At 41.2% G+C, this 24,991-nt stretch carries 24 protein-coding genes, 5 tRNA genes and 1 other RNA gene; 10 read left to right on the top strand and 20 right to left on the bottom strand.

The window, feature by feature from the left end:
- Positions 1 to 104: 104 nt before the first annotated feature.
- From panD to FTV37_RS05400, 11 genes are all read right to left on the bottom strand, one after another.
- Entirely contained in the window at positions 105 to 485 is a 381-nt protein-coding gene (gene panD / locus FTV37_RS05450; protein WP_180063210.1) for an aspartate 1-decarboxylase, read from the bottom strand.
- A 150-nt stretch (positions 486 to 635) separates the two neighbouring features.
- Positions 636 to 1,211 (bottom strand): aminoacyl-tRNA hydrolase, encoded by a 576-nt coding sequence (pth, locus tag FTV37_RS05445; protein WP_168378106.1) that lies wholly within the window; start codon positions 1,209 to 1,211, stop codon positions 636 to 638.
- 20 nt (positions 1,212 to 1,231) lie between these two features.
- Positions 1,232 to 1,528, bottom strand: a complete 297-nt coding sequence (gene rplY / locus FTV37_RS05440) for a 50S ribosomal protein L25 (protein WP_168378105.1) — start codon at positions 1,526 to 1,528, stop codon at positions 1,232 to 1,234.
- Between the two features lie 98 nt (positions 1,529 to 1,626).
- The gene (locus tag FTV37_RS05435) at positions 1,627 to 2,580 is read right to left on the bottom strand and encodes a ribose-phosphate pyrophosphokinase (protein ID WP_078191360.1); all 954 of its coding nucleotides are present in this window, start codon (positions 2,578 to 2,580) and stop codon (positions 1,627 to 1,629) included.
- 37 nt (positions 2,581 to 2,617) lie between these two features.
- Positions 2,618 to 2,692 (bottom strand) — tRNA-Gln (locus FTV37_RS05430).
- Positions 2,693 to 2,783: 91 nt separating this feature from the next.
- Positions 2,784 to 2,858, bottom strand: a tRNA-Gln gene (locus FTV37_RS05425).
- 28 nt (positions 2,859 to 2,886) lie between these two features.
- Positions 2,887 to 2,961, bottom strand: a tRNA-Gln gene (locus FTV37_RS05420).
- Between the two features lie 38 nt (positions 2,962 to 2,999).
- Positions 3,000 to 3,074 (bottom strand) — tRNA-Gln (locus FTV37_RS05415).
- Positions 3,075 to 3,077: 3 nt separating this feature from the next.
- Positions 3,078 to 3,917 carry a 4-(cytidine 5'-diphospho)-2-C-methyl-D-erythritol kinase gene (ispE, locus tag FTV37_RS05410; protein ID WP_180011570.1) on the bottom strand — a complete coding sequence of 280 codons (840 nt, stop codon included), beginning with the start codon at positions 3,915 to 3,917 and terminating at the stop codon, positions 3,078 to 3,080.
- A 28-nt stretch (positions 3,918 to 3,945) separates the two neighbouring features.
- Positions 3,946 to 4,524 carry a lipoprotein insertase outer membrane protein LolB gene (lolB, locus tag FTV37_RS05405; protein ID WP_180005450.1) on the bottom strand — a complete coding sequence of 193 codons (579 nt, stop codon included), beginning with the start codon at positions 4,522 to 4,524 and terminating at the stop codon, positions 3,946 to 3,948.
- A 9-nt stretch (positions 4,525 to 4,533) separates the two neighbouring features.
- The gene (locus tag FTV37_RS05400) at positions 4,534 to 6,246 is read right to left on the bottom strand and encodes a hypothetical protein (RefSeq protein ID WP_180063209.1); all 1,713 of its coding nucleotides are present in this window, start codon (positions 6,244 to 6,246) and stop codon (positions 4,534 to 4,536) included.
- A 78-nt stretch (positions 6,247 to 6,324) separates the two neighbouring features.
- Here FTV37_RS05400 and hemA point away from each other — a divergent pair, with 78 nt between their 5' ends.
- The gene (gene hemA, locus FTV37_RS05395) at positions 6,325 to 7,608 is read left to right on the top strand and encodes a glutamyl-tRNA reductase (protein WP_078191358.1); all 1,284 of its coding nucleotides are present in this window, start codon (positions 6,325 to 6,327) and stop codon (positions 7,606 to 7,608) included.
- Between the two features lie 55 nt (positions 7,609 to 7,663).
- Here hemA and FTV37_RS05390 read toward each other — a convergent pair whose 3' ends face one another.
- A complete protein-coding gene (locus FTV37_RS05390; RefSeq protein ID WP_180055762.1) occupies positions 7,664 to 9,592 on the bottom strand; it encodes a DNA primase in 1,929 nt (642 codons plus the stop codon).
- 211 nt (positions 9,593 to 9,803) lie between these two features.
- A complete protein-coding gene (locus tag FTV37_RS05385) occupies positions 9,804 to 10,796 on the bottom strand; it encodes an outer membrane protein assembly factor BamD (RefSeq protein WP_180021948.1) in 993 nt (330 codons plus the stop codon).
- Positions 10,797 to 10,867: 71 nt separating this feature from the next.
- On the opposite strand from FTV37_RS05385, the gene rluD reads away from it, so the two are divergent.
- From rluD to FTV37_RS05365, 4 genes are all read left to right on the top strand, one after another.
- Entirely contained in the window at positions 10,868 to 11,920 is a 1,053-nt protein-coding gene (rluD, locus tag FTV37_RS05380) for a 23S rRNA pseudouridine(1911/1915/1917) synthase RluD (RefSeq protein WP_078191355.1), read from the top strand.
- Positions 11,921 to 11,964: 44 nt separating this feature from the next.
- Positions 11,965 to 12,705 carry a peptidoglycan editing factor PgeF gene (pgeF, locus tag FTV37_RS05375; RefSeq protein ID WP_180063208.1) on the top strand — a complete coding sequence of 247 codons (741 nt, stop codon included), beginning with the start codon at positions 11,965 to 11,967 and terminating at the stop codon, positions 12,703 to 12,705.
- Between the two features lie 40 nt (positions 12,706 to 12,745).
- The gene (locus FTV37_RS05370) at positions 12,746 to 13,297 is read left to right on the top strand and encodes a flavodoxin family protein (RefSeq protein ID WP_180059759.1); all 552 of its coding nucleotides are present in this window, start codon (positions 12,746 to 12,748) and stop codon (positions 13,295 to 13,297) included.
- A 233-nt stretch (positions 13,298 to 13,530) separates the two neighbouring features.
- Positions 13,531 to 14,859 (top strand): hypothetical protein, encoded by a 1,329-nt coding sequence (locus FTV37_RS05365; RefSeq protein WP_180063207.1) that lies wholly within the window; start codon positions 13,531 to 13,533, stop codon positions 14,857 to 14,859.
- Positions 14,860 to 14,910: 51 nt separating this feature from the next.
- On the opposite strand, the gene smpB is transcribed toward FTV37_RS05365, so the two are convergent.
- Complete coding sequence (smpB, locus tag FTV37_RS05360) at positions 14,911 to 15,384, bottom strand: SsrA-binding protein SmpB (protein ID WP_078191351.1); 474 nt, start codon at positions 15,382 to 15,384, stop codon at positions 14,911 to 14,913.
- Between the two features lie 137 nt (positions 15,385 to 15,521).
- Between smpB and coaD the strand changes: the two genes are divergently transcribed.
- The 4 genes from coaD (at position 15,522) to FTV37_RS05340 (ending at position 16,834) form a co-directional block, all read left to right on the top strand.
- The gene (gene coaD, locus FTV37_RS05355; protein ID WP_078191350.1) at positions 15,522 to 16,013 is read left to right on the top strand and encodes a pantetheine-phosphate adenylyltransferase; all 492 of its coding nucleotides are present in this window, start codon (positions 15,522 to 15,524) and stop codon (positions 16,011 to 16,013) included.
- 1 nt (position 16,014) lies between these two features.
- Positions 16,015 to 16,278, top strand: coding sequence for a YfhL family 4Fe-4S dicluster ferredoxin (locus FTV37_RS05350; RefSeq protein ID WP_078191349.1), 264 nt, complete (start codon positions 16,015 to 16,017; stop codon positions 16,276 to 16,278).
- 26 nt (positions 16,279 to 16,304) lie between these two features.
- Positions 16,305 to 16,684: RNase P RNA component class A (rnpB, locus tag FTV37_RS05345), an RNA gene on the top strand.
- Between the two features lie 73 nt (positions 16,685 to 16,757).
- Positions 16,758 to 16,834: transfer RNA gene (locus FTV37_RS05340), tRNA-Met, on the top strand.
- A gap of 68 nt (positions 16,835 to 16,902) precedes the next feature.
- Here FTV37_RS05340 and FTV37_RS05335 read toward each other — a convergent pair.
- The 4 genes from FTV37_RS05335 to FTV37_RS05320 form a co-directional block, all read right to left on the bottom strand.
- Positions 16,903 to 17,481, bottom strand: a complete 579-nt coding sequence (locus tag FTV37_RS05335; protein WP_180063206.1) for a hypothetical protein — start codon at positions 17,479 to 17,481, stop codon at positions 16,903 to 16,905.
- 307 nt (positions 17,482 to 17,788) lie between these two features.
- Positions 17,789 to 19,228 (bottom strand): P-loop ATPase, Sll1717 family, encoded by a 1,440-nt coding sequence (locus FTV37_RS05330; RefSeq protein WP_168378097.1) that lies wholly within the window; start codon positions 19,226 to 19,228, stop codon positions 17,789 to 17,791.
- 32 nt (positions 19,229 to 19,260) lie between these two features.
- Positions 19,261 to 19,875, bottom strand: a complete 615-nt coding sequence (locus FTV37_RS05325; protein ID WP_168378096.1) for a CatB-related O-acetyltransferase — start codon at positions 19,873 to 19,875, stop codon at positions 19,261 to 19,263.
- 84 nt (positions 19,876 to 19,959) lie between these two features.
- Complete coding sequence (locus FTV37_RS05320) at positions 19,960 to 20,370, bottom strand: RidA family protein (RefSeq protein WP_180005422.1); 411 nt, start codon at positions 20,368 to 20,370, stop codon at positions 19,960 to 19,962.
- 138 nt (positions 20,371 to 20,508) lie between these two features.
- On the opposite strand from FTV37_RS05320, the gene FTV37_RS05315 reads away from it, so the two are divergent.
- Entirely contained in the window at positions 20,509 to 21,096 is a 588-nt protein-coding gene (locus FTV37_RS05315; protein ID WP_180063205.1) for a TetR/AcrR family transcriptional regulator, read from the top strand.
- 77 nt (positions 21,097 to 21,173) lie between these two features.
- Here FTV37_RS05315 and greA read toward each other — a convergent pair whose 3' ends face one another.
- Positions 21,174 to 21,650, bottom strand: coding sequence for a transcription elongation factor GreA (gene greA / locus FTV37_RS05310; protein ID WP_078191345.1), 477 nt, complete (start codon positions 21,648 to 21,650; stop codon positions 21,174 to 21,176).
- Between the two features lie 107 nt (positions 21,651 to 21,757).
- A complete protein-coding gene (gene carB / locus FTV37_RS05305; protein WP_180063204.1) occupies positions 21,758 to 24,988 on the bottom strand; it encodes a carbamoyl-phosphate synthase large subunit in 3,231 nt (1,076 codons plus the stop codon).
- Positions 24,989 to 24,991 lie beyond the last annotated feature (3 nt).

Here is a 24,991-nt window from a genome sequence, read left to right as displayed (position 1 = left end):
GTGATATGCGTCTAATACTGAATTTTTGCAGTCAATAATGCATAGTTCAGCCATAAAAAAGCCCGCAAATTTTGCGGGCTTTTTAGAATCTTTAAATGCTTGAATTAAGCAACTTGAACTGGAATACAGTTCGCTGTGTGGTTCACAGTGTTGTTTGGGTTCGCATAGACTAAACGTGGCTTATGTGTATTTGCTTCAGCTTCTGTGAAATCGCCAAAAGTTGCGATAATCATCAAGTCGCCAATATCTGCTTGGTGAGCAGCACCGCCATTTACAGAGATAATGCCAGAACCTTCTTCACCACGAATGGCATAAGTGGTAAAACGCTTACCATTAGTCACGTTCCACATATGAATTTCTTCATACTCACGGATACCGGCTAAATCTAGAAGAATACCGTCAATTGCACAAGAACCTTCATAATGTAATTCTGCTTGTGTAACGACGCAACGGTGGATTTTAGCTTTTAATAAACGAGATAGCATGGCTAGCGTCTCCTTGGTAGACCTAAGATCGTATCTTATGGTGGAACAATCTCTTGAATGCTGGGTGAGCAGTCAAATGCAAGCGCATTTTGCTCTGAAATCATTCAGATGGCAATAAGTATTGTTCAACAATTTGTGGAATTGTCAGTTCTATTTGTAAGCGTTGATCTGGTTCATGGCTTGCTGAATCTCACCACTTACCAACAATTTAGTACGTGATAAGGCATGTGCAATTGCATCATCCATTAAACCTTGTTCACTACTTGGTGCTTTACCTAAAACATGGCCTGAGACACGTTCTTTAGAACCAGGATGACCAATACCAATACGTAAACGATGGAAATTTGGACCAATATGCGGGACGATATCGCGTAAACCATTATGACCACCATGACCACCGCCCGTTTTCAGGCGAATGACACCCGGGTTCATATCGAGTTCATCGTGTGCGATAAGCATTGCTTCAGGAGCAATTTGATAGAATTTGGCGAAGGGAACAACACTTTGACCTGAGAGGTTCATAAAGGTTGTGGGTAACAGCAGACGAACGTCTTGACCTTCGATATTACCACGACCACTGATGCCTTTATATTTAGGATCAGCTTTAAGTTGGATGCCATATTGTTCTGCAAGGCGTTCTACAAACCAGAAGCCTGCATTATGGCGGGTTTGGGCATACTCAGAACCTGGGTTACCCAAACCAACAATCAGTGAAAGTTTGCTCACTCATTTACACCATTTAACACTTATGCGCGTTTGAAGTCAGCGTGCATAGGAGTGTTTTTAGCTGGGTGACGTTGTAAAGCTTGGATTTTAACGCTTTCAGCTTTACCGTCGATGTTGATTTCAACAACTTCTTCAAAGAACGCGTTGCTTTCTAAAGCTTTAACAAGTTCGCGAAGTTCTAAAGTAACTGCTACAGGTTCAGCTGCACCACCGTAGATGATTGCTGGTACTTTATTTTGAAGACGAAGGCGGCGGCTCGAACCTTTCCCTTGTACTGCTTCTTCACGTGCTACTGCATTTAATACGAAGTTTGCCATGATAGACATTCCTATTTAAGTTTAATTGACTAGACCTTCGACCAGTCTAGTGATAGAAAGCCCCACCAAAAGGCAGGGCTTTTAAATTTAGCGCTATATTATAGATAAGAATCGAACATTGCGCTAATAGATTCTTCGTTGTTAATACGACGAATTGTTTCAGCAACCATACTTGCAACTGAAACTTGGCGAATCTTACCAAGAGCTTGAGCTTCTTCTGAAAGCGGAATGGTGTCTGTTACAACCAATTCGTCAATCACAGAGTTTTTCAAGTTTTCTAAAGCTTTACCAGAAAGTACTGGGTGAGTTGCGTAAGCAACAACTTTGCGAGCACCAAAAGTTTTTAGTGCGTCAGCAGCTTTACACAATGTACCTGCTGTATCCACCATATCATCAACGATGACACAGTCACGGCCTTTAACGTCACCGATCAAGTGCATTACTTGAGATTCATTCGCTTTTTGACGGCGTTTGTCGATGATCGCAAGATCGATATCACCCATTTGCTTAGCAACAGCACGCGCACGTACTACACCACCAACGTCAGGAGAAACAACCATTAAGTTGTCGTGTGACTGTTGACGAAGATCTGCTAAAAGCGCAGGAGTACCGTAGATGTTGTCTACAGGAATATCGAAGAAACCTTGGATTTGGTCAGCATGAAGGTCGATCATGACAACGCGGTCAATACCAACAGTTGTGAGCATATCTGCAACAACTTTTGCTGTAATTGGCACACGGCTTGAACGTGGACGACGATCTTGACGAGCATAACCAAAGTAAGGAATGACAGCAGTGATACGACCAGCACTTGCACGACGCAAAGCATCAGCCATAACTAAGATTTCCATAAGGTTATCGTTAGTTGGGGCACAAGTTGGTTGTACGATGAATACGTCTTTACCACGAACATTTTCAGTAATTTCGACAGCGATTTCACCGTCAGAAAATTGACCTACAGATGCAGCACCTAGAGGGATGTGAAGGTGGCTAACGACTTTTTGGGCGAATTGTGGATGTGCAGATCCACTAAAAACGACAAGATTGGGCATGAAGCACCCTTGGCGGTTGGCAAATTAGGGAATTAGATGGCAGGGGCGGCTGGATTCGAACCAACGGATGCCGAGATCAAAACCCGGTGCCTTACCACTTGGCGACGCCCCTAATGCGGCAGAACTTTAATATTTTTGCGGTATTTTGTCAAGTTGAAACAACAAAGATACTGCAAATTATGCTCTGTCTTTTTTGAAGAAAATGGCAGGGGCGGCTGGATTCGAACCAACGGATGCCGAGATCAAAACCCGGTGCCTTACCACTTGGCGACGCCCCTAAATTGATGAAATAGCGAATAAAGTAAATGGCAGGGGCGGCTGGATTCGAACCAACGGATGCCGAGATCAAAACCCGGTGCCTTACCACTTGGCGACGCCCCTAATACTTTACAGCAATTACATCTACAGGTGAAAAATGATGGCAGGGGCGGCTGGATTCGAACCAACGGATGCCGAGATCAAAACCCGGTGCCTTACCACTTGGCGACGCCCCTATATCAAACTTCAAAATGACGTAATGGTGATTCTTGTAAACTGCGAACCAAGTAAGATTTACATGGTGCATTTTTCAATATGTCATCAATATTCATATTTTCAGTTACTTCAGTAAATACACAAGCACCTGTACCTGTAAGCTTTGCGGCACCGAACTGATCTAAGTACTGCATTGCTTCATCGACTTCGGGATATAAGCTTCGTGCCACAGGCTCAAAGTTATTTCCAAAATCAGATGGCGTTTCCTGATAGCCGCAAAATTTAGTGGGCTTTGAGTCTCTTGTCAACGTTTTTTGTGAAAAAAGCAGTTGAGTGCTGATAAAACAGTCAGGTTTCAGCACAATGTACTGTTTTTGAGCTAAATCTATGAATGTTAAGTGTTCACCGATGCCTTCAGCCCATGCATTTAGACCATGTACAAACACGGGAACATCTGCCCCAAGTTGTAAGCCGAGTTCTGCTAGTTGTTCAGTATTTAGACCACATTTCCACAGTTGATTGAGCACAATAAGGGTTGTTGCTGCATTGGATGAACCACCACCGAGCCCTGCACCCATCGGAATATTTTTTTCGATGTGGATTTTTTGTGCAGTCAGTGCTTTAGCAAACGGTTTGAGTATTTGAGCAGCACGATAAATTAAATTTTGCTCTAGATTGACGCTGTTTAAGCCCTCAATTTGAATAAAATTTTCATCAGCAGAATTTGCAAGTGGGTGAAATTCCATCCAATCAGATAAATCGATGAGCTGAAAAATCGTCTGCAATTCGTGATATCCATTAGGACGTCGGCCAGTAATGTGCAAAAACAAATTGAGTTTTGCAGGAGAAGGTACACGAATCACAGAAGTCATAGCTCAGCTTTTAGGCAAATTAACGATTTTGAATCACCATTGTAATACGGTTTTCCTGACCGGATTCAAGTGCTTGTTTTAAAATTAACTTGTTCGGTACCGTCGCAGTCTCGTTATAGCTTAGGTCAACCGTCCAACCATCTTCAATAATCTGTTGTGGGCGCTGTGCAGTATCGCGTTGAATTTTTGCTTGTGTGGTTGCAGGGCGCGCCTGTACCCAGTCGACGAGGTGGGTAATGGGAGCTTGCCAACCAGTAGCACGTTCCAGTAATTCTTCAGGTGTTTCTGCTTCAATTAAACCGGTTTTTGCACTGTTTAACTGAACTTGACCGGGTTTACCGCTGATTTGAGTTTTTCCAACACCTAATATGCCACTCAGTTCGATATCATATTCATTGCGGTCTTGAACCCAAGTAAAAAAAGCACTTCCTGACTGTTGTGGCGTGCGCACACCAATCTTACCTTGTAAGTTGAATTGATTTGCAGCGACTTCTTCAGGGCTGGGTTGATCGGGTGTTTTAACATATTGCTGACAACCGGTAAAAAATAAAGCGCAGCAGGTCAGGGCAGATACCCCAAATTTTGAAGATACTTGCATAAACTCTTTCTAACTCTTTTTCATGGGTTGGGGTAACAATAACGAATGTAGTTGCTCTAATTGCGGATCATTCGGATGTTTTTGTTGGAGTTGTTGTAACAACGCGTCAAATTTATTCATATCACCTTGCATGAAGACTGATCGTGCGTAGCGAATGCCAATTTTTAAACTATTACTCAGTTCATACGCTTTGGCCAAAATAGATGCAGATGTACTAAAATCATTTTGCAAATAACAAATATAACCGAACGTATCTAAAATTGAGGCTTGCTCAGGAGCATATTCCAAGGCATGTTCGACATATTTTCGGGCTTCATCTAAGCGTCTATTTTGTACCGCCAAAGTATAGGCATATGCATTTAAATAGGTCGGGCTATTGGGTTCAATTTCAAGTAATTGTTTTAGTAATTGGTCGAGTCTATCTTTATCTTGATGGGCGTCGAGCAGTAGAACTTCGGCATAAATGAGCTCTGGATCTTCAGGTAAGTTTTTTACCGCTTCATCAAGTAAACGAACTGCTGCTTTTTTATTGTTCATGCGTTTTAAAATATCTGCCTGAGCAAGATATAAAAAACTGGCATGTTGAGGATAATTAACCCGCTCTTGGGTTAAAAAGCGCAGTGCATCATGCAGCTTATTTTGCTGGCTAAAAATGCTGATCATATTGCGCCGTGAAACTGTATAAAGACTGCCATCAACAAGGCGATAATAGGCTTTTGCCGTTTCATAATGCTGTTTGCGTTCAGCATTTACTGCGAGATAGTAATACGCTTCATTTTGGTATTTGCTCGAATAACGTAACTCCACCAAATACTTTTCGGCTTTTTCATAAAGCTCTAAGTCAATACTGGTCAAACCTGCCATAAATAGCGGTTCTTCAGCAGATGTCCATTTCTTTAGTATATCTTCGAGTTTTTCTAGACCTAATTCTGACTGATTGATTTTAATTAAATATTTTGCTTCGGCTAAGCGAACTTCCATATTATTACGGTGTTTACGGCTGGATTTTTCGAACCATTTTAAGGTTTCTTCTTCATCACCTAACGACATAAGTAAATTGGCTTTCATTAGGATATAGCCAGTCACTTTCGGGCGTTTTTTCAGTGCTAAATTAATGGTGTCTAAGGCATCAGCAAAGGCACCATTTTGAGCTTGTAAACCTGCGACTAAGACCAAAATAGAAGGGTTGGTTTTTTCCTTGCTAGCGGTCAGTGCTTGAATCAGATAAGCGCGATCTTCCTCTGATTCAGGGGAAATACCCGCCAATATTTGTTCTAAATCTGCATTTGGGTCAATGGTTAAAATTTTATCAAGTGTTTCGGCGGCAAGCTCATATTCATGGGCTTTCAAAGCAATATGTGATAAATAAAATAATGCTGGTACATCTTCAGGTTCTTGCACAACCCAATGTGTGGCAATGTCTAAAGCTGCTTGTAGATCATTTTGCTCAATTGCAACGTTTAAAGCACGTTGTTTGACCATGGTGGATTTACTTTTGATTGCAAGCACGGTGTAGTTATGAAGCGCGGTTGGAATGTCGTTATAGGCTAAGGCAAATTCCGCAATCATACTTTGTTTAATTGCATCATATCCTGAATTTGCATGGTAAACTTCTCCCACGGCCCGAATTGGGGCAGTAGAAGCCATGCTACCGACAAGTAAGAATGTGGTAGAATACTGCTTTATTGTCTGGCCGTTCAGTCGGCTATTTGTTAGACGCAATTTTTCTTGATCCAAGTAATGCTTTTTATGACACCGATGTTGCACAATAGCATAAATTTAGCGAAATGATGATCTGATATGTCTTTCTTTGCATTGGGTGTCAACCATCAAACCGCTTCTGTAGAGCTGCGTGAACAGATTGCATTTAACCCTGAAAAGTTAACTGCACTGCTTGAACAGCAAAGCCATACGCCTGAACTCAATGACATGGTGGTGGTGTCTACATGTAATCGTACCGAAGTCTATGCGATGTCTGAAAATGCAGACATGGTATTGAATTGGCTCGCCCAATCAAATGGTATCGATGTAAAGCAATTGTCAAATCATGTGTATCGTTATGAAAATGCACAGGCGGTGACACACCTCATGCGTGTGGCTAGCGGCTTGGATTCGCTCATGCTTGGTGAGCCTCAAATCTTAGGTCAAGTTAAAACGGCTTTGTCATTAGCCAAAGATGCCGAAACTGTCTCCCCAAATTTAAACCGTATTTTTGAATATGCCTTTTATGCGGCAAAACGAGTGCGTTCTGAAACAGCAGTCGGAAGTCATGCGGTATCGATGGGCTATGCTGTTGCTCAGCTCGCTTTACAAGTCTTTAGTCAACCTGAAAAATTGACGGTCATGATTGTTGCTGCTGGTGAAATGAATAGCTTGGTTGCGAAGCATTTGGCCGAAATGGGTGTGGGTAGAATTATTATCTGTAACCGTACACGTGCCCGTGCTGAAGCTTTATCCCAAGAGATTGCTCATCGTGTAGAAGTTGAAATAATTGATTTTGCAGATTTGGCAGACAATTTACATCGCGCAGATGTAATTTCAAGTTGTACTGGAAGCTTGCATCAAGTGATTTATTTTGCGGATGTCAAAGCAGCATTGAAAAAACGCCGTTATAAACAAATGTTGTTGGTCGATTTGGCGGTACCCCGTGATATTGAAGCCAAAGTTGAAAGTTTAGATGGTGTTTATTTATATGGTGTAGATGATCTGCAAACAGTCATAGAAGAAAACTTGGCTCAGCGTCGTCAGGCGGCAGTTGAAGCCGAAGTGATGGTCAATCAGCTTGCGACAGATTTAATCACACAGCAAAAAGTGAATTTGGCTGGTTCGACGATTCATGCATACCGTGAACATGGGGAGTCATTACGTCAAGAAGAGCTGGCTTTGGCCTTGAATCGTCTACAAAAGGGTGAAGATGCTGCGAAGATTATGCAAGAAATGTCGCATCGTTTAACCCAAAAACTATTGCATCCGACCTCTATCGTGCTGCGCAATGCTGCGATGGCGGAAGACCCAGCATATTTTGAAATGATAGAGCAAGATTTAGTTAATGTGGCTGAAAATCGCCGTAAACCAAAAAAATAAATAAGCTGATTCATTGAATAGCATGTCGTTCACAGCTTGAACTTGAAGTTAAAACTTAATCTTCAAGGAGGGTGAGCGATCTTTTTTTATCAATATCATAAATACGTTGTTTTAAATTACGCATTTCAGCAAGGCTAGAAAACTTATTCGACTTGATCTTGAGTTGTAAGAATTGATATTGCAATTTTGTCGATAAATCTGCTGCAAGTTTATCTGCCTGTTCAGGTGATGACGTATAGTCACTGATATTGGCATGCTCTAAAATATGTTGTAATTCATGATGATGAGCTGCACATGCACCGAGTACATAATAGGTCGATAACTCTGGGTCATCAGGCAATTCATCAAAAATCACATTGAAAATATTTAAAACGTGATAAAGCAAGAGATCTTGTGAAACTAAGGCGCGTAAAGGCTCAAAATGAATGTAGAGATAAGGATGATTGATTAAAATCGCAATCACATATTCTTCGGCATCAATTTTTGTACTAAAGCTCAATGATGCATCATTATTGACTTGAGGCTGCCACTTTCGGCTAAACCCTAATTTTTCACGGAAATATTGCTGTAGCAAATAACGATATGAACCACCTTTCGGCAACAGTTCAGTCAGTTGTCTCAGTTCGCCCATCACCTGACTTTTACCTTCAGGCGAAGCAACATTATGATTTTGCGTTAAATGTGCAAAAACAAACTCAGAAAGTAGCGGTGAGGTGTCCAGTAAACGTCGAAAATTTTCAATACCTTCACGGCGGATCAGTGAATCTGGGTCGTGGTCATTTGGCAAAACAAAGAATTTAAGTTCACGTCCATCATTCAGTAATGGCAGTGCAATTTCGAGCGTACGACGAGCTGCTTTTTGACCTGCGGCATCACCATCAAATGCAATGGTAATACGGCTATTTTGCTTAAATAAAATGTTTAAATGTTCTGTATTACTGGCTGTCCCAAGAGTTGCTACAGCGCCATGAATGCCATATTGCTGAAGGGCAATGACATCCATATAACCTTCGACCATTAACCAGTCTTGGGCTTTTTGTTTACGGCCTTCATATAAACCATAAAGTAACTGGTTTTTATGGAAAACTTCAGAGTCTGGAGAGTTGATATACTTCGGTTTGATTTCATCATTTAGGGCACGACCACCAAAACCGACCACACGACCTTTCGCATCTCGAATCGGGAAAATCACCCGCTCGCGCAGTAGGTCAAAGTCACGACCACTGTCACTGGTTCGAATCAAACCGAGAAGTTTGAGTCCTTCGATATCTTGTGGAAAGGCTTTTTCTAAATGTTGCCAATCTTCAGGGGCATAGCCTAAGCGCCAATAGGCGATGGTGTCTGCACTGAGACCCCGTTGTTTAAAATAAGCTTGCCCAATTGGACTGAGCGGAAGTTGTTGTTCATAAAACTGTGCGACATTTTCCAGCAAGTCATATAAGTTTCCATCTTGCGGCACATCTTCAAAAGCATTGGCAACTTGGTCAAAGTGAGCAAACGGATCGCTCCCATAAAAGGCTTCTTCGCTATTTTGAAACTCAGCAAATGGGTCGTGTTCGAAATTTACTGCAGCAGGAGCAGTCTGTGTTTCGCCTGTTTGGGGCGTCAGAGCTTTTGTTTCGATTGCAGGTTTTTGTACAGCTTTGGGTTTAGATTCGCGTTTATATTTGAGTTTATTGGAATCGTTATTGTCTTTCGGTAGTTCAATACCTGTTTGGCTTGATAAATCCTTCATTACTTCAATAAAGTTACGGCTACCAATATCCATTAAAAAACGGATGGCATTACCATTGGCCTGACAACCAAAGCAGTGAAAATATTGTTTATCGCGATAGACATGGAAAGATGGCGATTTTTCCTGATGGAATGGGCAGCATCCTGAGTAGGTGCGTCCAGTCTTTTTCAATTTCACAAATTGACCAATCACATCGACAATATCGGTGCGATCTAAAATTTGATCAATTGTATGTTGAGGAATGGCCATGCTGTTTTATCTGTCTATCTATTGAATTTGGGCAGTTCGTGAAATATGTTGAAATCAGCAATGCTGTAAGTTCAGTGGGGATGCAGTACAGCATCGTCCATCGAACTATTGTATACCTTTTAATCTAACCGAATCTGTAGATCCTGAAAAGATAAAAGGGCAAGTATTCTAACTTGCCCTTTGTGAAAAATCGACCTTCGTTGCGACTATATTATTCAGCTGCTTCGGTCGATTGTGTTTTTTCATCTTTTGGACGATCGAGTAAGCCAAAGCTTAAACGATTAGTTAAACTACGTTTTTCTTCATCATTTTCAACTACATCTGTAGAGGTTTGCTCAGACATCGTCTGTGCTTCTTTACCGAAAATACCTAAGGTTGCACGGTTAAGGAAGCTGCCTTCACTACGTGCAGCACGCATATTGACTGTACCGTCTGACTTCACAAGTTTTGGATAGTTCAGTTTAAGTACTTCAATGTATTGCTGAGACGTGGTTTTATCACCAAGTTTGTCATAACCATAGGCTACAGTCGCTAGAGCTTCTGGAACTTGTGGCGCTTGCGGATAATGTTCGATCACCCAAAGTGAACGTTCAACAGCAGCTAACCATGCTTTACGCTTCACATTAAAACGTGCCGCATTCATTTCGCTTTCAGCCAATTCTTGACTGATGAACTTCATACGTTGTGCGGCATCGACTGCATATTCGCTCGATGGGTAGCGACGGATAAAGTCGACAAAGTTTTGATAAGCCACTTTGAGATAGCTCACATCACGATGCGATTGCTTTAAAGAAGTATAGCGAAGCAAACCATTGTAGTTTTGCTCCATGTTTGAAACACCACGCACGTAGTACGCATAATCAACTTGCGGATGCTGTGGGTTCATACGAATAAAACGGTCTGCAAGTGCAATCGCACCTTCATAGTCTTTTTGCTGAAACTTTACATACAATAGTTCAAGTTGTGCTTGCTGCGCATAGTTACCTGTAGGGTAATAGGTCTCTAGAGCTTCAAGGTGTTTTGCTGCATCTGTATATTGGTTACGTTCAAGCGCTTTTTGTGCTTTTTCGATATAAATCTGTTCGCTTGATTGTGGACCTGTGTCGACCACTTCTTTCTTTGGATTACTGCTACAGCCTACCATTGCCGATGCAATGCCTATTGTTAGAGCAAGCATTGTCATTTTATATTTTGGTAGCGACATAAAAATTCCTCTGTTAATACGGGCAATGAGCTACAATTGAACTATTAAACCACTTTTGTCTGAATGAGCAAATGAGTCAAGCACAATCTTCCAATTCTAATTTCCCTGAAACTGATTTCAATTTACTTGAAGATTCTGAGGATGCAGATAACCATACTTCAGACTCAACTGCAACACGTTTATCGTTGCAATTTCAATTGGATGAAAGCTATTTAGGACAACGTATTGATCAGGTTTCAGCACTGGTTTGGACTGATTTTTCTCGTGAAAAGCTAAAACAGTGGCTCAAAGAGGGCCATTTGTTGGTCAATGGTAACACTGTGAAACCAAAGTACAAATGCGAAGGCACAGAGTTACTGACTTTAGACGTCGAGTTAGAGGCACAAACCCGTAGCTTACCTGAAGATATTCCACTCAATATTGTCTATGAAGATGACGATATTATGGTGATTAATAAACCTGTCGGTATGGTTGTTCATCCGGGCGCTGGAAACAGTACAGGCACATTGGTAAATGCAATTTTGCATCATTACCCAAAATCTTCAGAGTTGACCCGTGCAGGTTTGGTGCATCGTATCGATAAAGACACTTCAGGTCTGTTGGTTGTTGCGAAAAACCTCGAATCCCAATTTTCTTTAAGTAAGCAATTGGCGAAGAAATCGGTTTACCGTATTTACGATTTGATCGTATATGGCAACATTATTGCAGGCGGTACAGTGGATGAGCCAATTAAACGTCATCCTGTCGATCGCATTAAAATGGCTGTCTTGCCGGGCGGTAAAGATGCGGTAACTCACTATAATGTGAAAGAACGTTTCCAAAACTTTACCCGCGTTCAAGCACGTCTAGAAACGGGTCGTACCCATCAAATTCGTGTGCATTTCACGTATATCGGTCATGGTCTCGTAGGCGATCAAGTGTACGTACCACGTGTACGTATGCCTGCAGGCGCGTCGATGTTATTAGATGACACTTTACGTGGCTTTAAACGTCAAGCGTTACATGCGGTTAAATTGGGTCTTGTTCATCCACGTACAGGTGAAGACATGATGTTTGAAGCACCATGGCCTGAAGACTTTAATCAATTGGTTGAAGTTTTACGTAGCGAAAACAAAGCTTATTAAGTTTTAAACTGATTTACACGCTATAGATAGAAAAGGACGGCAACATGCAATTTGTTCAGGGACTTCCACAGGGTGTTTTTGTGGGACAAACTCGAGTTCATCATGATCAGACGCAACCCGCTGAACAACCTGAACTAGCAGGATTTAATCTGGCATTGCATGTAGGTGATGATGCAGCACGTGTGCAAAAGCACCGAATGCAGTTGTTGAACGACTTTGCTGAATATGGCGTGAATAAAATCAGTTGGATGAACCAAACGCACAGTACGCTATGCCATCGCATTGATGAACAGATCAACTTTGTTGCACCCGAAGGCGATGGTATGGTCACGCAGTCAAAACACCATGCCCTGATGATGATGACCGCAGACTGCTTACCCGTGGTTTTGGGTAATGCTGACGGGACAGAAGTTGCCAATCTGCATGCAGGTTGGAAGGGCCTGGCTAATGGTATTGTGGAAAACACCATTGCAGCCATGCACACTCAGCCAACATGGGCTTGGTTGGGGGCAGCTATTTGCCAAGAGAGTTTTGAAATTGGTGCAGAAGTCAAAGCTGCCTTTTGTTCCAAATACCCAGAACTTGAAAGTGCATTTAAAGCTGGTGTAAGGGAAGGCAAATATTATGCTGATCTTTATGCGATAGCACGTTATATTCTTGCATTACATGGGGTTAAAGCTGTAACAGGTGGCGACCAATGTACCTTTTTGCAAGCTGAAGAATATTTTTCTTATCGCCGTGAAGCGAAAACAGGACGTATGGCAACATTCGTCTTTATGCTTTGAAAATGCTAAACTTGACTGAATCTATCGACTTTTAAATGTTATGTCTTTGACTGCTAAATCTCTTGCTGTTGTTTACCACAGCCCCTATGGGCACACTGCCAAAGTGGCGAATTTCATTGTACAAGGTGCAGAAAAAGCCGGTGTAAAAGTCCATCTCATGAATGTAGAGCATGTGGATTGGGATGAATTGGACAGTGCAGATGCCATCGTTTTTGGATGCCCAACCTATATGGGCAGTATGAGTGCGGCAATGAAATTATTCATGGAGCAATCATCTAAACGCTGGTTAGCACGGACATGGCAAGGTAAGTTAGCCGCTGGTTTTACCAATGGTGGCGGCTTAAGTGGAGACAAATTGGCAGTATTGCAGCAAATCAATTTATTCGCCATGCAGCACGGCATGTTGTGGAGCGGTCTTCCATTGATGCCAACTGGACGAAGCACAACAGATTTAAATCGGATGTCGAGCTTTTTAGGTTTAATGACACAATCGGATAATGCGCCTGTTGAAGTCACTCCACCTACGGGCGATTTAGAAACCGCCATTTGGTTTGGTGAATATCTGGGGTTGTTGTTAAATAAAGTTAATTAATTTGTAAATAAATTATTTGAACTATCATTTATAAATCTTTGAAAACCCTAGTGATGGAAATATTACTGGGTTTTTTTATTGGCCTAAAATCTATGAAAATTGGCATTTCGTATAACTAAGATGTGATGTGCGTCACATATTTCCATTCATTTGCGCCAAAGCTATTGATTTAATCTTCTCATAAATTTCACTCTGGATGAGTGGTAAATATTAAAAAGGATTAAACAATAGTAATGGCATTGACCTTATGTGTTTCTGACGTTGTTTTTGCAGCAGAAGGCTTGGTGGGATTAGCCGATGAAGAATTGTCTGCCATCAATGGTGCGGCATTGATGAATATGTCCTATACCGACCCTATTTTAGTCAACCAACAAATGGTCGATGAAAATATTGGTTTCTACAAACTCAGTTTAGATGCCGTCATGGATTTGAACGTCAATGTCAAAAGTTTGCAACTCGGCTGTGGTGGGGTAAATGGGTCAAATGGCTGTGATATTGATATTCGTCATCTAGCGCTGAGTGGTAATGTAACGTTGACCGATGCCAATGGTAATCCCGTCTTTAATGGTGATCGAGCGTCAACAAGTGCCAAACTAAAAAATCCATTTATTGAATTTGCCATTAAAAACCCTAAACAAGCCGCTTTACGCGAAGTTAAAGGCTTTCTTGTCAGTGCTGAATCTATTACGGGTTTATTGACCACTGGTATTCAAAACACGGGTGCGCCGACAGACGGGATTAAGTCACTGAGCGGTTATATGAAAATTGCACCGACCACAGGGACAGCAAAGACCCAAGCCGCGATCTTTGGGGATAGCAGCAGTGAGACTTTATCGGGGAACTTGGTGATTAACACGATTTGGAACAATGATCGTAGCTTTGTCAGCCAACCTGAAAATAGTCAAGGATTAAAAATTCCTTCAATGAATGTGCCGTTTACCGTTCCTGAAATTACGATTAATGGAAAACGACAAACTCAAGCCATTGCCAAAAATATCAGTGCGACTGTGCCATCGATTCAGCTCAATCGAGATAGCGGTAGCATGCAGGTCAAACTTGACCGCAATTTGTTATGGGTTGAAGGGGCGCAGTTCTTTATGGATTCAGGTTCGTCAATTGATGGTTTGAAAATGAACATTACCTTTGAGCAAGCCTTAAATATGATTCATAACATTCCATTAAATGGCACAGCCGGTTATTTATCGCTTCAATCTCAAGATATCAGTTGGCCAGATGCCAATGCAGATGATATTGCACGTACAGGTTGGTGGATGTCATTTAAAGACCCGATCAATATTGGTAAATTAAATCCAACATCTGAAGTAGATATTTCAGGCGTCTTGCCACAAGTTGCACAAAAAGTATCGCAAATTTTAACCAATGAACCGATTTATATTCCGTTAGGTTCTGCTGTTGGTGCTGCATTTGGTTTACCGATTTATAAAAATGTCGGTTCAATTAACCTCAGCAATGCTGGTGCGGCCAATTTAACTTTAAAAAATCAAGTCTTGGGGAACCAGAAAGTTCGGACCAACTGTTTTGGTGGGTTGAAATTCTGCTAAATGTGCAATGTATCAATAAAAAACCTCCAAAATGGAGGTTTTTTATTGAACTTATTTATGAAAAATACGGGCTTTATCACGCTGCCAATCACGGTCTTTTTCCGTTGCACGCTTGTCGTGAAGCTGCTTACCTTTTACTAGGGCGATTTCAAGTTTGGCATGAGGACCTTTCCAGTAACATGCCAAAGGCACACATGAATAACCTTTTTGGTTAATCGCACCTTGTAGTTTTTCAATTTCACGGCGGTTCAGCAATAATTTACGAGTACGTGTTGCTTCAGGCACCACATGTGTCGAAGCACTCAGTAAAGGTTGCACTTGAGCGCCGAATAAAAATGCTTCACCATTTTTAAACGTAATATAGCTCTCTACGATGGTCATACGACCTGCACGCATTGATTTGACTTCCCAGCCTTGTAATGAAAGGCCCGCTTCAAATTTTTCTTCAATGAAATAATCGTGACGCGCACGCTTATTTAGGGCAATCGTACTGCTACTATTTTTTTTAACTACTGCTTTCGTCATAATCAAAAACTTCCAAACTTAGCACTATTGTACCCGAACTTTGAATAAGATGAAGGTTTTAAATTTACAAGCTGACTTCACCTATAAATCAAGATTTTGTTAAAATACCCATCTACAAAATAACAGAGTACAACTGGATGTCTAAAACTCGTGTAATTTATCCGGGCACATTCGATCCAATTACTAATGGTCATATCGATTTAGTGACACGTGCATCACGCATGTTTGACGAAGTTGTCGTGGCAATTGCAATTGGACATCACAAAAACCCTGTGTTTAGTCTGGAAGAACGTGTTGCACTAGCGCAAGAGTCTTTAAGTCATTTGTCAAATGTTGAGTTTGTAGGTTTTGATGGGCTGTTGGTCAACTTCTTTAACGAGCAAAAAGCAACAGCCGTGTTACGTGGTTTACGTGCAGTTTCAGATTTTGAATATGAATTTCAATTGGCAAATATGAATCGCCGTTTGGACAGTAAATTTGAAGCCGTGTTCTTAACCCCATCAGAGCAATATTCGTTTATTTCATCTACGCTCGTGCGTGAAATTGCACGTTTAAATGGTGATGTCACTCAGTTTGTACCACAAGCTGTTGTGGAAGCCTTTAAGCGTAAACAACAGCAAGGTTGGTAGAGTGTCTTTATATATCACTGATGAATGCATCAACTGCGATGTCTGTGAACCTGTATGCCCCAATGAGGCGATTTTCATGGGGGAACTCATTTATGAGATTAACCCTGATTTGTGTACGGAATGCGTTGGGCATCACGATAAACCGCAGTGTCAGTTGTTCTGTCCGGTGGACTGTATTCCATTGGATCCGGCACATCCTGAAACTCAGGAACAGCTTCAACAAAAGTACGAAAAACTAACTGCTCAAAAAACATCAAGCAATTAGTTGTCAGATTTGTTAGAATGCGCCCCGAAGTGAACCAGACGATCGCTGCTGTGTATAGGTCTCCGTGACTAAAGCAGGGGAGGAAAGTCCGGGCTTCATAGGGCAAGGTGCCAGGTAACGCCTGGGCGGTGTGAGCCGACGGAAAGTGCAGCAGAGAGCAGACCGCCTTCATTATGGTTTCGAGCAATCGAAATCGGAGGTAAGGGTGAAAGGGTGCGGTAAGAGCGCACCGCATGACTGGTAACAGTTCATGGCATGGTAAACCCCACCGGAAGCAAGACCAAATAGGGATCCTTTAGGCATGGCCCATGCTGGATCCGGGTAGGTCGCTTGAGCGTATGAGTGATTGTACGCCTAGAGGAATGATCGTCCTCGACAGAACCCGGCTTATCGGTTCACTTCAACAAATTTTGATCAAATACGCGCATTATGGGCTTGACGATATTTAAATATCCCTCCATAATGCGCGCACAGTTTAAGGCTATGTAGCTCAGTTGGTTAGAGCACCGCACTCATAATGCGGGGGTCACAAGTTCAAGTCTCGTCATAGCCACCATATTCAAAAAAAAGACCACTCCGATTGAGTGGTCTTTTTTTATTTCTAAATCTTCCAAATTTAAAAAATTAACGGTAAACAAAACGACGCATGCCTGCACGTAAGGCAAATGCGCCATGCATATATACGCCACCTAGCCAATACGGCACATTATAAATATCTTCATGGCGATATTTGACTAATGCAAACTCTGCCAATAGTCCTTCAAAGAACATGCCACCAATGGCAAGCATGATGGCCAATATCAGTAGCCATGTACGCTCATAGCTAAATAGCCAGCGAATAAAAAAGCTAATGTAAAAAATCCAACAAAGTGCTTCTGGATGAAAATTGCCAAATCCGCTGAGTATATAGACTATGGCAAATAGTATTAGGCTTTCGACGAGGGGCGCAGTGCCGTCATGATGGCAACTGAGCTGAGTCATCACATAGTGTTTAAGTCGTTGTGTAAGTTGAATATAGCTAAATGCCATGAAAGCAAAGGCAATAAAAAAGCCTGGGAATACCCACCAAGCTTGATGGAAAAATAATGGGTTGGGATAACTAAGTGTCTGGGTATAGACATGAATCGCATCGCAAAAAGTTGCGACGACTGCTGCCAGCAGGGCAAGTATAAATATGCCTGAGAATTGAGTGGTTCTCGTCATCATTCATCCTGAAAAGTAGTAATCTTTTTATTTTGTTGATTCTTTATAGACTGATTTAGTTGAAAAGGCTATGACTAAAGGTGGTTGCAATAAGGATATTATTTCTCTGACTATCTGAGTGCACTATTAAAAACTTTGTAGCTCAGTTGATTGGCTGCATTACTCATGATTTGGTAAAGGTTTAGGTCTCGTTACAACCATCATATTCTGAAGAAAGTTACTCTGATTGAGTGGGTTTTTTATAACTAAAGTAAATATTCTTTTAGATAAAAAAGCACCTAAATTTTAGGTGCTTTAGTTAGAATTATTAACTACGTAGTCCCAAATATTCCCAATAAGAAATGTGTATTGACCAAATGAAATTATTATTTCTATTTATCTGGGTATTGAATAGATCGGGATCATCATTATATGAGGTGAAGTTATTTTCATCTTTTCGAGAAATTAAACCTATTTTATAAGCAAAATTCCCTAGATCATGCGCATCTTTATAATCTAAACCATCAATTTTACCTATTTGTTCAATTGAACGTCCTCTTATGAAATAACTTTCAATAGCAAAAATCAGTTCGTTATAATTATATTCTTTTTTATGGCCTCTGAAGCTGTCAATGAATTTATCTAACTCTTTAAATTGATGCTTATGTTCTTTAATTAGGTCAGATTTTCTCTTTTCACCGAACTTATGTAAAATTTGATTAATGTGCTCTAAGCTTACTTTTTGCTTGCGTGGATTTTCGGCAGCTTTCTCTAATGCCATTCGACATACTTGATTTAGCCATCTTGGTCTCTTATTAGAAAAAGATTGGATAGCAAAAAATATAGATTGTTCTTTATTTTGCCAAGTAATAGGAGATTCAAAGACAACTTTAATTAAATCATGATATTGATTTTCATGATTATATTTTGCCTCTTTTGATGTTGGGTATTTCCTATTTATATAAGCCAATATCTGTTTTGATAAAATGTCCCTAATTTGTCTAGATGACCAACTTATTTCTGTAATGTACTGTTCCCATTTATCTAAATCTTCTAATGTTCTGAGATTTGACCAAACATCTGATCTAATAGTTGATCTTATGAAAAGGCCATTCATTTCATTAGAAAGAGATCTGATAGCGCTAAAGAATGCACCAACACGTGCCTGATTAAGATCGTCATCTAAGTATTTTGCATCAATGTCATCTATAAGTAACCAAATTTCAATGTCCTGATTTTCTTCTTGAAATCTATTGAGTAATGCAACTGGATCAGCTTTAGTGGTAATTTTTTTTTCGGGTAATAATGGAATTTTTAGCGTAAGTCTATCAATCAAAGCGCTTAGTAAATTTCTACCCTTGAGACCATTTAATTCTGATGCTTCAACTAAAGATATTTCTGTATCATTCAAAGCAATATTAATTTTAGAACCAATTTCAATATTTATTCTTTGACAAATTACCTGTTTCCAATAATTTTCGAGATAAGCTTGGTCGGTACTATGAAAATTTCCAAGACCTAATAGATTATTTCCAGTTTCTCGAATTACAAATTTTTTACCATTATCTAAAAGCTTTTGGTGAAAGACTGATAATAAAGCAGATTTCCCCATCCCTTTTTTAGCACTGACTACACTAATTTTTTTGTCAAAATTGAAAAATTTTGAAAATTTAGGGTTTTCTACAAAATAGCTTTCAAGAACATTAATATCTTCATCTTCGCCAGCTTCGTTTCCAAAAACTTCATCGTTTAAATTAATTCTAAGCATTTAATAATATTAAAGTTATAAATTTATTTAATTTAAAGGATATCAAAAAGTATTTCAATACTATCTGTTTGAAACTGCTCCCGCATCTTTAAAAACTGCTTTTCATCTAAGTCATAAAGTTTTAGAGAAAGCAGTTTTTGTATATCTTCTTCAGGGAAGCGGTATTTAATAAGTTTAGCAGGGACTCCGCCTACTACTGCATAAGGCGGCACATCCTTGGTTACTACTGCACCTGTAGCCACCACAGCACCTTCACCAAGTGTAACGCCTTGCATAATCATGGCACGCGAGCCGATCCAGCAGCCATCACCAATGATGGTGTCGCCCGCAGGGACAAAACTCCGTGTATCAAACGGAAATGCTGAAATCCAGTCTGTTCGGTGGAGTTGGTTACCGCCCATCATAATCACGCATTCTGCGCCAAAGCAGACAAAATTACCGATATGTAGCTGGTCTATCGGCTTCTCAGCTGTTGCAGGTTTATCATGCAAATAACGCACCACACAGCGCTCAAAACCTTGATCCCAATATGCAGAATAATATGAATAATTACCTTTGATATGAATATTAGGGTTCTTCACTGTTTTAGAGATGAACTCAAACTCACACCAATGTTTGACAGGTGAATTAATCAATTTTTCAGACATAAACAGTACAACTTAAAAAGGGTAAACCATTATAACCAATTGAACTGATGTCATGCGTCGTTCATCCCTATTAAAAATCAATCGCTAGACCGAAGTGTTTGTAGGGAGGTTTGGGATCCGAGCAATGACTTTAATTTCAAAATCAAAACCTGCAAGCCAATTAACACCTATTGCTGTCCAGTTTGGATAAGGCTTTTGTGTAAACACCTCATTTTTAACTTTCATGATGACTTCAAATTGCTGTTCAGGGTTTGTATGGAAGGTGGTGACATCGACAATTTCATCGAAAGTACAGCCTGCCGCAGCGAGAGTATGGCTAAGATTCTGGAATGCTAGTTTTACCTGTTTCTCAAAATCAGGTTCAGGACTGCCATCTTCACGGCTACCGACCTGGCCTGATACAAAGAGTAAATTTTCCGATTTAATAGCAGCAGAGTAACCATGCTGTTCATACAAGGCATGGCGATCTTGGGGAAATATTGCAATTCTAGTCATGTTTATTCTCATTCAATATCTGGTTTTAAAAGTGGGGGAAAGCAGCTTTATTTTTGACATACGTATCGTATGTCAACATAATTGACATACGCCTGGTATGTCAATTAAAATTTTTGTGATGATGAGGTAATCAAAGCAATGTCTGTTCGTGAAAAAAAAATGGCGGCAACCCGCAAGAAACTGATTGAAGTGGCACGCCGTACGTTTGCTGAGTATGGCTATGCAGACACCTCAATGGATAAACTCACGGCAGAAGCAGGGCTGACCCGTGGTGCGCTGTACCATCATTTTGGCGATAAAAAGGGCTTATTTGCTGCTGTGGTTAATCAAATTGATTCAGAAATGGCTTTATCTGCCCAGAAGTATCTGGAGCAACCCGAAGATCTTTGGGAGGGGTTGATGCTTGAGGGGAAAACCTATATTGAAAATGCCTTGAATCCTGAGTTTCAGCGAATTGTATTACGCGACGGACCTGCGGTATTGGGTGATCCTGCGCATTGGCCGAGTCAAAACAAATGCTTGAGGTCTACACGTGAATGCGTAGAACAGTTATTGGCAGCAGACCGAATTAAAGCAGTGAATTCTGAAGCGGCAGCCATATTTTTAAATGGAGCAGCCATGAATGCGGCGCTTTGGGTGGCTTCTAGCAAGAATCCTGAGCAGGTGTTGTCAGAAGCATTACATGCCTTTCAACTTTTTGCATCAGGATTATTAAAAGAAGGATAGAGCAGGGGTATAATAATTATTTGTCTGATTATAAAAAACCCCTCAAAAGAGGGGCTTAAAATTGCTATCTTAATGAATTAAAGATATTCAACTTTAGAAACTTCGTACTCAACTTCACCTTGTGGTGTGTTGATTTTTACATCGTCGCCTTCATTTTTACCCAAAAGACCACGAGCAATTGGAGAGTTCACAGAGATTTTGTTGATTTTAAAATCTGCTTCGTCATCACCAACGATTTTATAAGTCTTTTGTTCTTCAGTATCTAAGTTCTCAATGGTCACAGTCACACCGAAAACCACACGGCCATTTTGCTCAAGTGATTTAACATCAATCACTTGGCAAGCACCCAATTTACCTTCGATATCTTGGATACGGCCTTCACAGAAACCTTGTTGCTCGCGAGCAGCGTGGTATTCAGCGTTTTCTTTCAAATCCCCATGTTCACGCGCTTCAGCAATTGCTGCAGTAATACGTGGACGATCAACACTTTTAAGTTGCTGTAATTCTTTCTCTAGGGCAATTTTGCCTTCGGGAGTCATAGGATAACGTTGCATTGTTGTCCCTCATGTTTGTAAAAAGAAAAAATCAGTAAAATTTTTACTGACCTAGAAATGAAAAAAAGCCCGCCACCGAGAGGTGGCGGGACTTCTCGGTAACTTAATTAACCTTTAGTAAGGTCTTGTAAGCGGTATACATCCATTGGCAATTTGATTGCTAAAGCTTGGCATACTGCATCAGCACCGTTAAGGGTAGTTGTGTAATACACTTTACCTTGTAATGCAGAGCGGCGGATCGAGAATGAATCTTCTTGAGCCTGTTTGCCTTCAGTTGTATTGATAATGAGGTGAACTTCGCCATTTTTCAAGCGGTCTACGATATTAGGACGGCCTTCAGTCACTTTGTTCACACGTTCACATTCAATACCAGCATCTTTAATCACATCATAAGTACCGCCAGTAGCGATCACTTTGAAGCCAAGATCTGTCAACTGTTTCGCAATACCAACAGCACGAGGCTTGTCAGAGTGACGAACAGATAAGAATGCATGTTTTACTTCGCCTTCCGTTGGTAGGCCTGGTAAACGGTCATTAGAGCCTAACACAGCTTTATAGAACGCTTCACCAAATGTTTTACCTACACCCATCACTTCGCCTGTAGATTTCATCTCAGGGCCAAGAATTGGGTCAACACCAGGGAATTTGTTGAATGGGAACACCGCTTCTTTTACAGAGAAGTGTTCAGGAATAATCTCTGTAGTGAATCCTTGAGATTCTAGAGATTGACCTGCCATACAACGTGCAGCAACTTTTGCTAAAGATTCGCCGATACACTTAGATACGAATGGAACAGTACGTGATGCACGTGGGTTCACTTCTAAGATGTATACGTCAGTACCTTTAACCGCAAACTGTACGTTCATCAAACCGATTACGCCAAGCTCTTTTGCCATAGCGATGGTTTGACGGCGCATTTCGTCCTGAACTTCTTTAGATAAAGAGTAAGGAGGAATAGAACATGCTGAGTCACCTGAGTGAATACCCGCTTGTTCGATGTGCTGCATGATACCGCCGATCACAACGTCTTTACCGTCAGATACGCAGTCCACGTCAACTTCAATCGCATCGTCTAGGAAGTGGTCAAGAAGTACTGGCGCTTCGTTAGATGCTTGAACCGCATCACGTAAGTAGCGTTTCAATTCGTCGTCGTTGTACACGATTTCCATCGCACGGCCACCAAGGACATACGAAGGACGTACTACAAGTGGGTAGCCAACTTTTGCTGCTTCAGCCATACCTTCTTCAGCAGATTTTACAATGCTGTTGTTTGGTTGACGAAGTTGCAGACGTTGAATCATTTGTTGGAAACGTTCACGGTCTTCTGCACGGTCAATTGCGTCTGGTGATGTACCGATGATTGGTGCACCAGCTTCTTCTAAAGCGCGAGCCAATTTAAGCGGAGTTTGACCGCCGTACTGAACGATAATGCCTTTAGGTTTCTCGATACGCACGATTTCAAGTACATCTTCCAAAGTGATTGGTTCGAAGTACAAACGATCTGATGTGTCGTAATCCGTAGAAACCGTTTCAGGGTTACAGTTCACCATGATGGTTTCATAGCCGTCTTCACGCATTGCAAGGGCAGCGTGTACACAGCAGTAATCGAATTCGATACCTTGACCAATACGGTTAGGACCGCCACCGATGACCATGATTTTGTCACGGTTCGATGGGTTCGCTTCACATTCTTCATCGTAAGTTGAGTACATGTAAGCTGTGTCAGATTCGAATTCTGCAGCACATGTATCTACACGTTTGTAAACTGGAGTTACGCCCAAGTTCCAACGGTGTTTACGGAATTGTTTTTGTGAAATGCCCATCAAGTCCGCAATGCGAAGGTCAGATAAACCTTTGCGTTTGAACGAACGGATGTTGTCCGCATTCAAATCACCAAAACCTAAAGTTTTGATTTGGTTTTCAGTTTTGATGATGTCTTCGATTTGAATCAAGAACCAACGGTCAATTTTGGTTGCTTCAAATACTTCATCAAGGGTGAAACCGTGACGGAATGCATCGCCTACATACCAAATACGCTCTGGACCTGGAACTTTCAATTCAACAAGAATTTTCTCACGTGCGCCTTCAGTGCCCACAGCGATTTTTTCGTCAAAACCGCATGCGCCTACTTCAAGACCACGAAGCGCTTTAGACACAGATTCTTGGAAGTTACGGCCAATTGCCATGACTTCACCTACAGATTTCATCTGAGTCGTCAAAGTTGCGTCAGCTTGCGGGAATTTCTCGAAGTTGAAACGAGGAATTTTCGTTACAACATAGTCAATTGCAGGTTCGAAAGATGCAGGTGTTGTACCGCCAGTGATGTCGTTTTTCAACTCATCAAGGGTATAACCTACAGCTAATTTCGCCGCGATTTTTGCAATTGGGAAACCAGTTGCTTTAGACGCAAGTGCAGATGAGCGAGAAACACGTGGGTTCATCTCGATCACAACCATACGGCCATCTTTCGGGTTGATACCGAACTGAACGTTAGAACCGCCAGTTTCAACACCAATTTCACGAAGTACAGCTAAAGATGCATTACGAAGAAGTTGGAATTCTTTGTCTGTCAATGTTTGCGCAGGAGCAACAGTGATTGAGTCACCAGTATGTACGCCCATTGGGTCAAAGTTTTCAATGGTACATACAATGATACAGTTGTCGTTTTTGTCACGAACAACTTCCATTTCGTACTCTTTCCAACCAATCAATGATTCATCAATTAAAAGTTGGTGAGTAGGAGAAAGGTCGAAACCGCGTTCACAGATCTCGATAAATTCTTCTTTGTTGTATGCGATACCACCGCCTGAACCACCCATCGTAAATGATGGACGGATAATCACAGGGAAACCGAAGCGTGCTTGAATTTCAAGTGCGTGTTCCATGCTTTCTGCAACGTCAGCGCGAGGGCATTCCAAACCGATTTTGCGCATTGCGATATCGAAAAGTTTACGGTCTTCCGCTTTTTCGATAGCTTCTTTCGTCGCGCCAATCAATTCAACATTGTATTTTTCTAAAATACCGTTGGCATCGAGTGCAAGGGCACAGTTCAATGCTGTTTGACCACCCATTGTAGGAAGAACTGCGTCTGGGCGTTCTTTCTCAATGATTGCAGCTACAGTTTGCCAAGTGATCGGCTCGATGTAAGTTGCGTCTGCCATCGCAGGGTCAGTCATAATGGTCGCTGGGTTAGAGTTCACCAAAATAACACGGTAGCCTTCTTCACGAAGGGCTTTACATGCTTGCGCACCTGAGTAGTCAAACTCACATGCCTGACCGATCACAATCGGACCAGCACCGATAATTAAGATGCTTTTAATGTCTGTACGTTTAGCCATGAT

This window comes from Acinetobacter sp. YH16042 (assembly GCF_013417245.1).
Taxonomy (GTDB): domain Bacteria; phylum Pseudomonadota; class Gammaproteobacteria; order Pseudomonadales; family Moraxellaceae; genus Acinetobacter; species Acinetobacter amyesii.
This window is presented reverse-complemented; position numbering and strand designations above follow the sequence as displayed.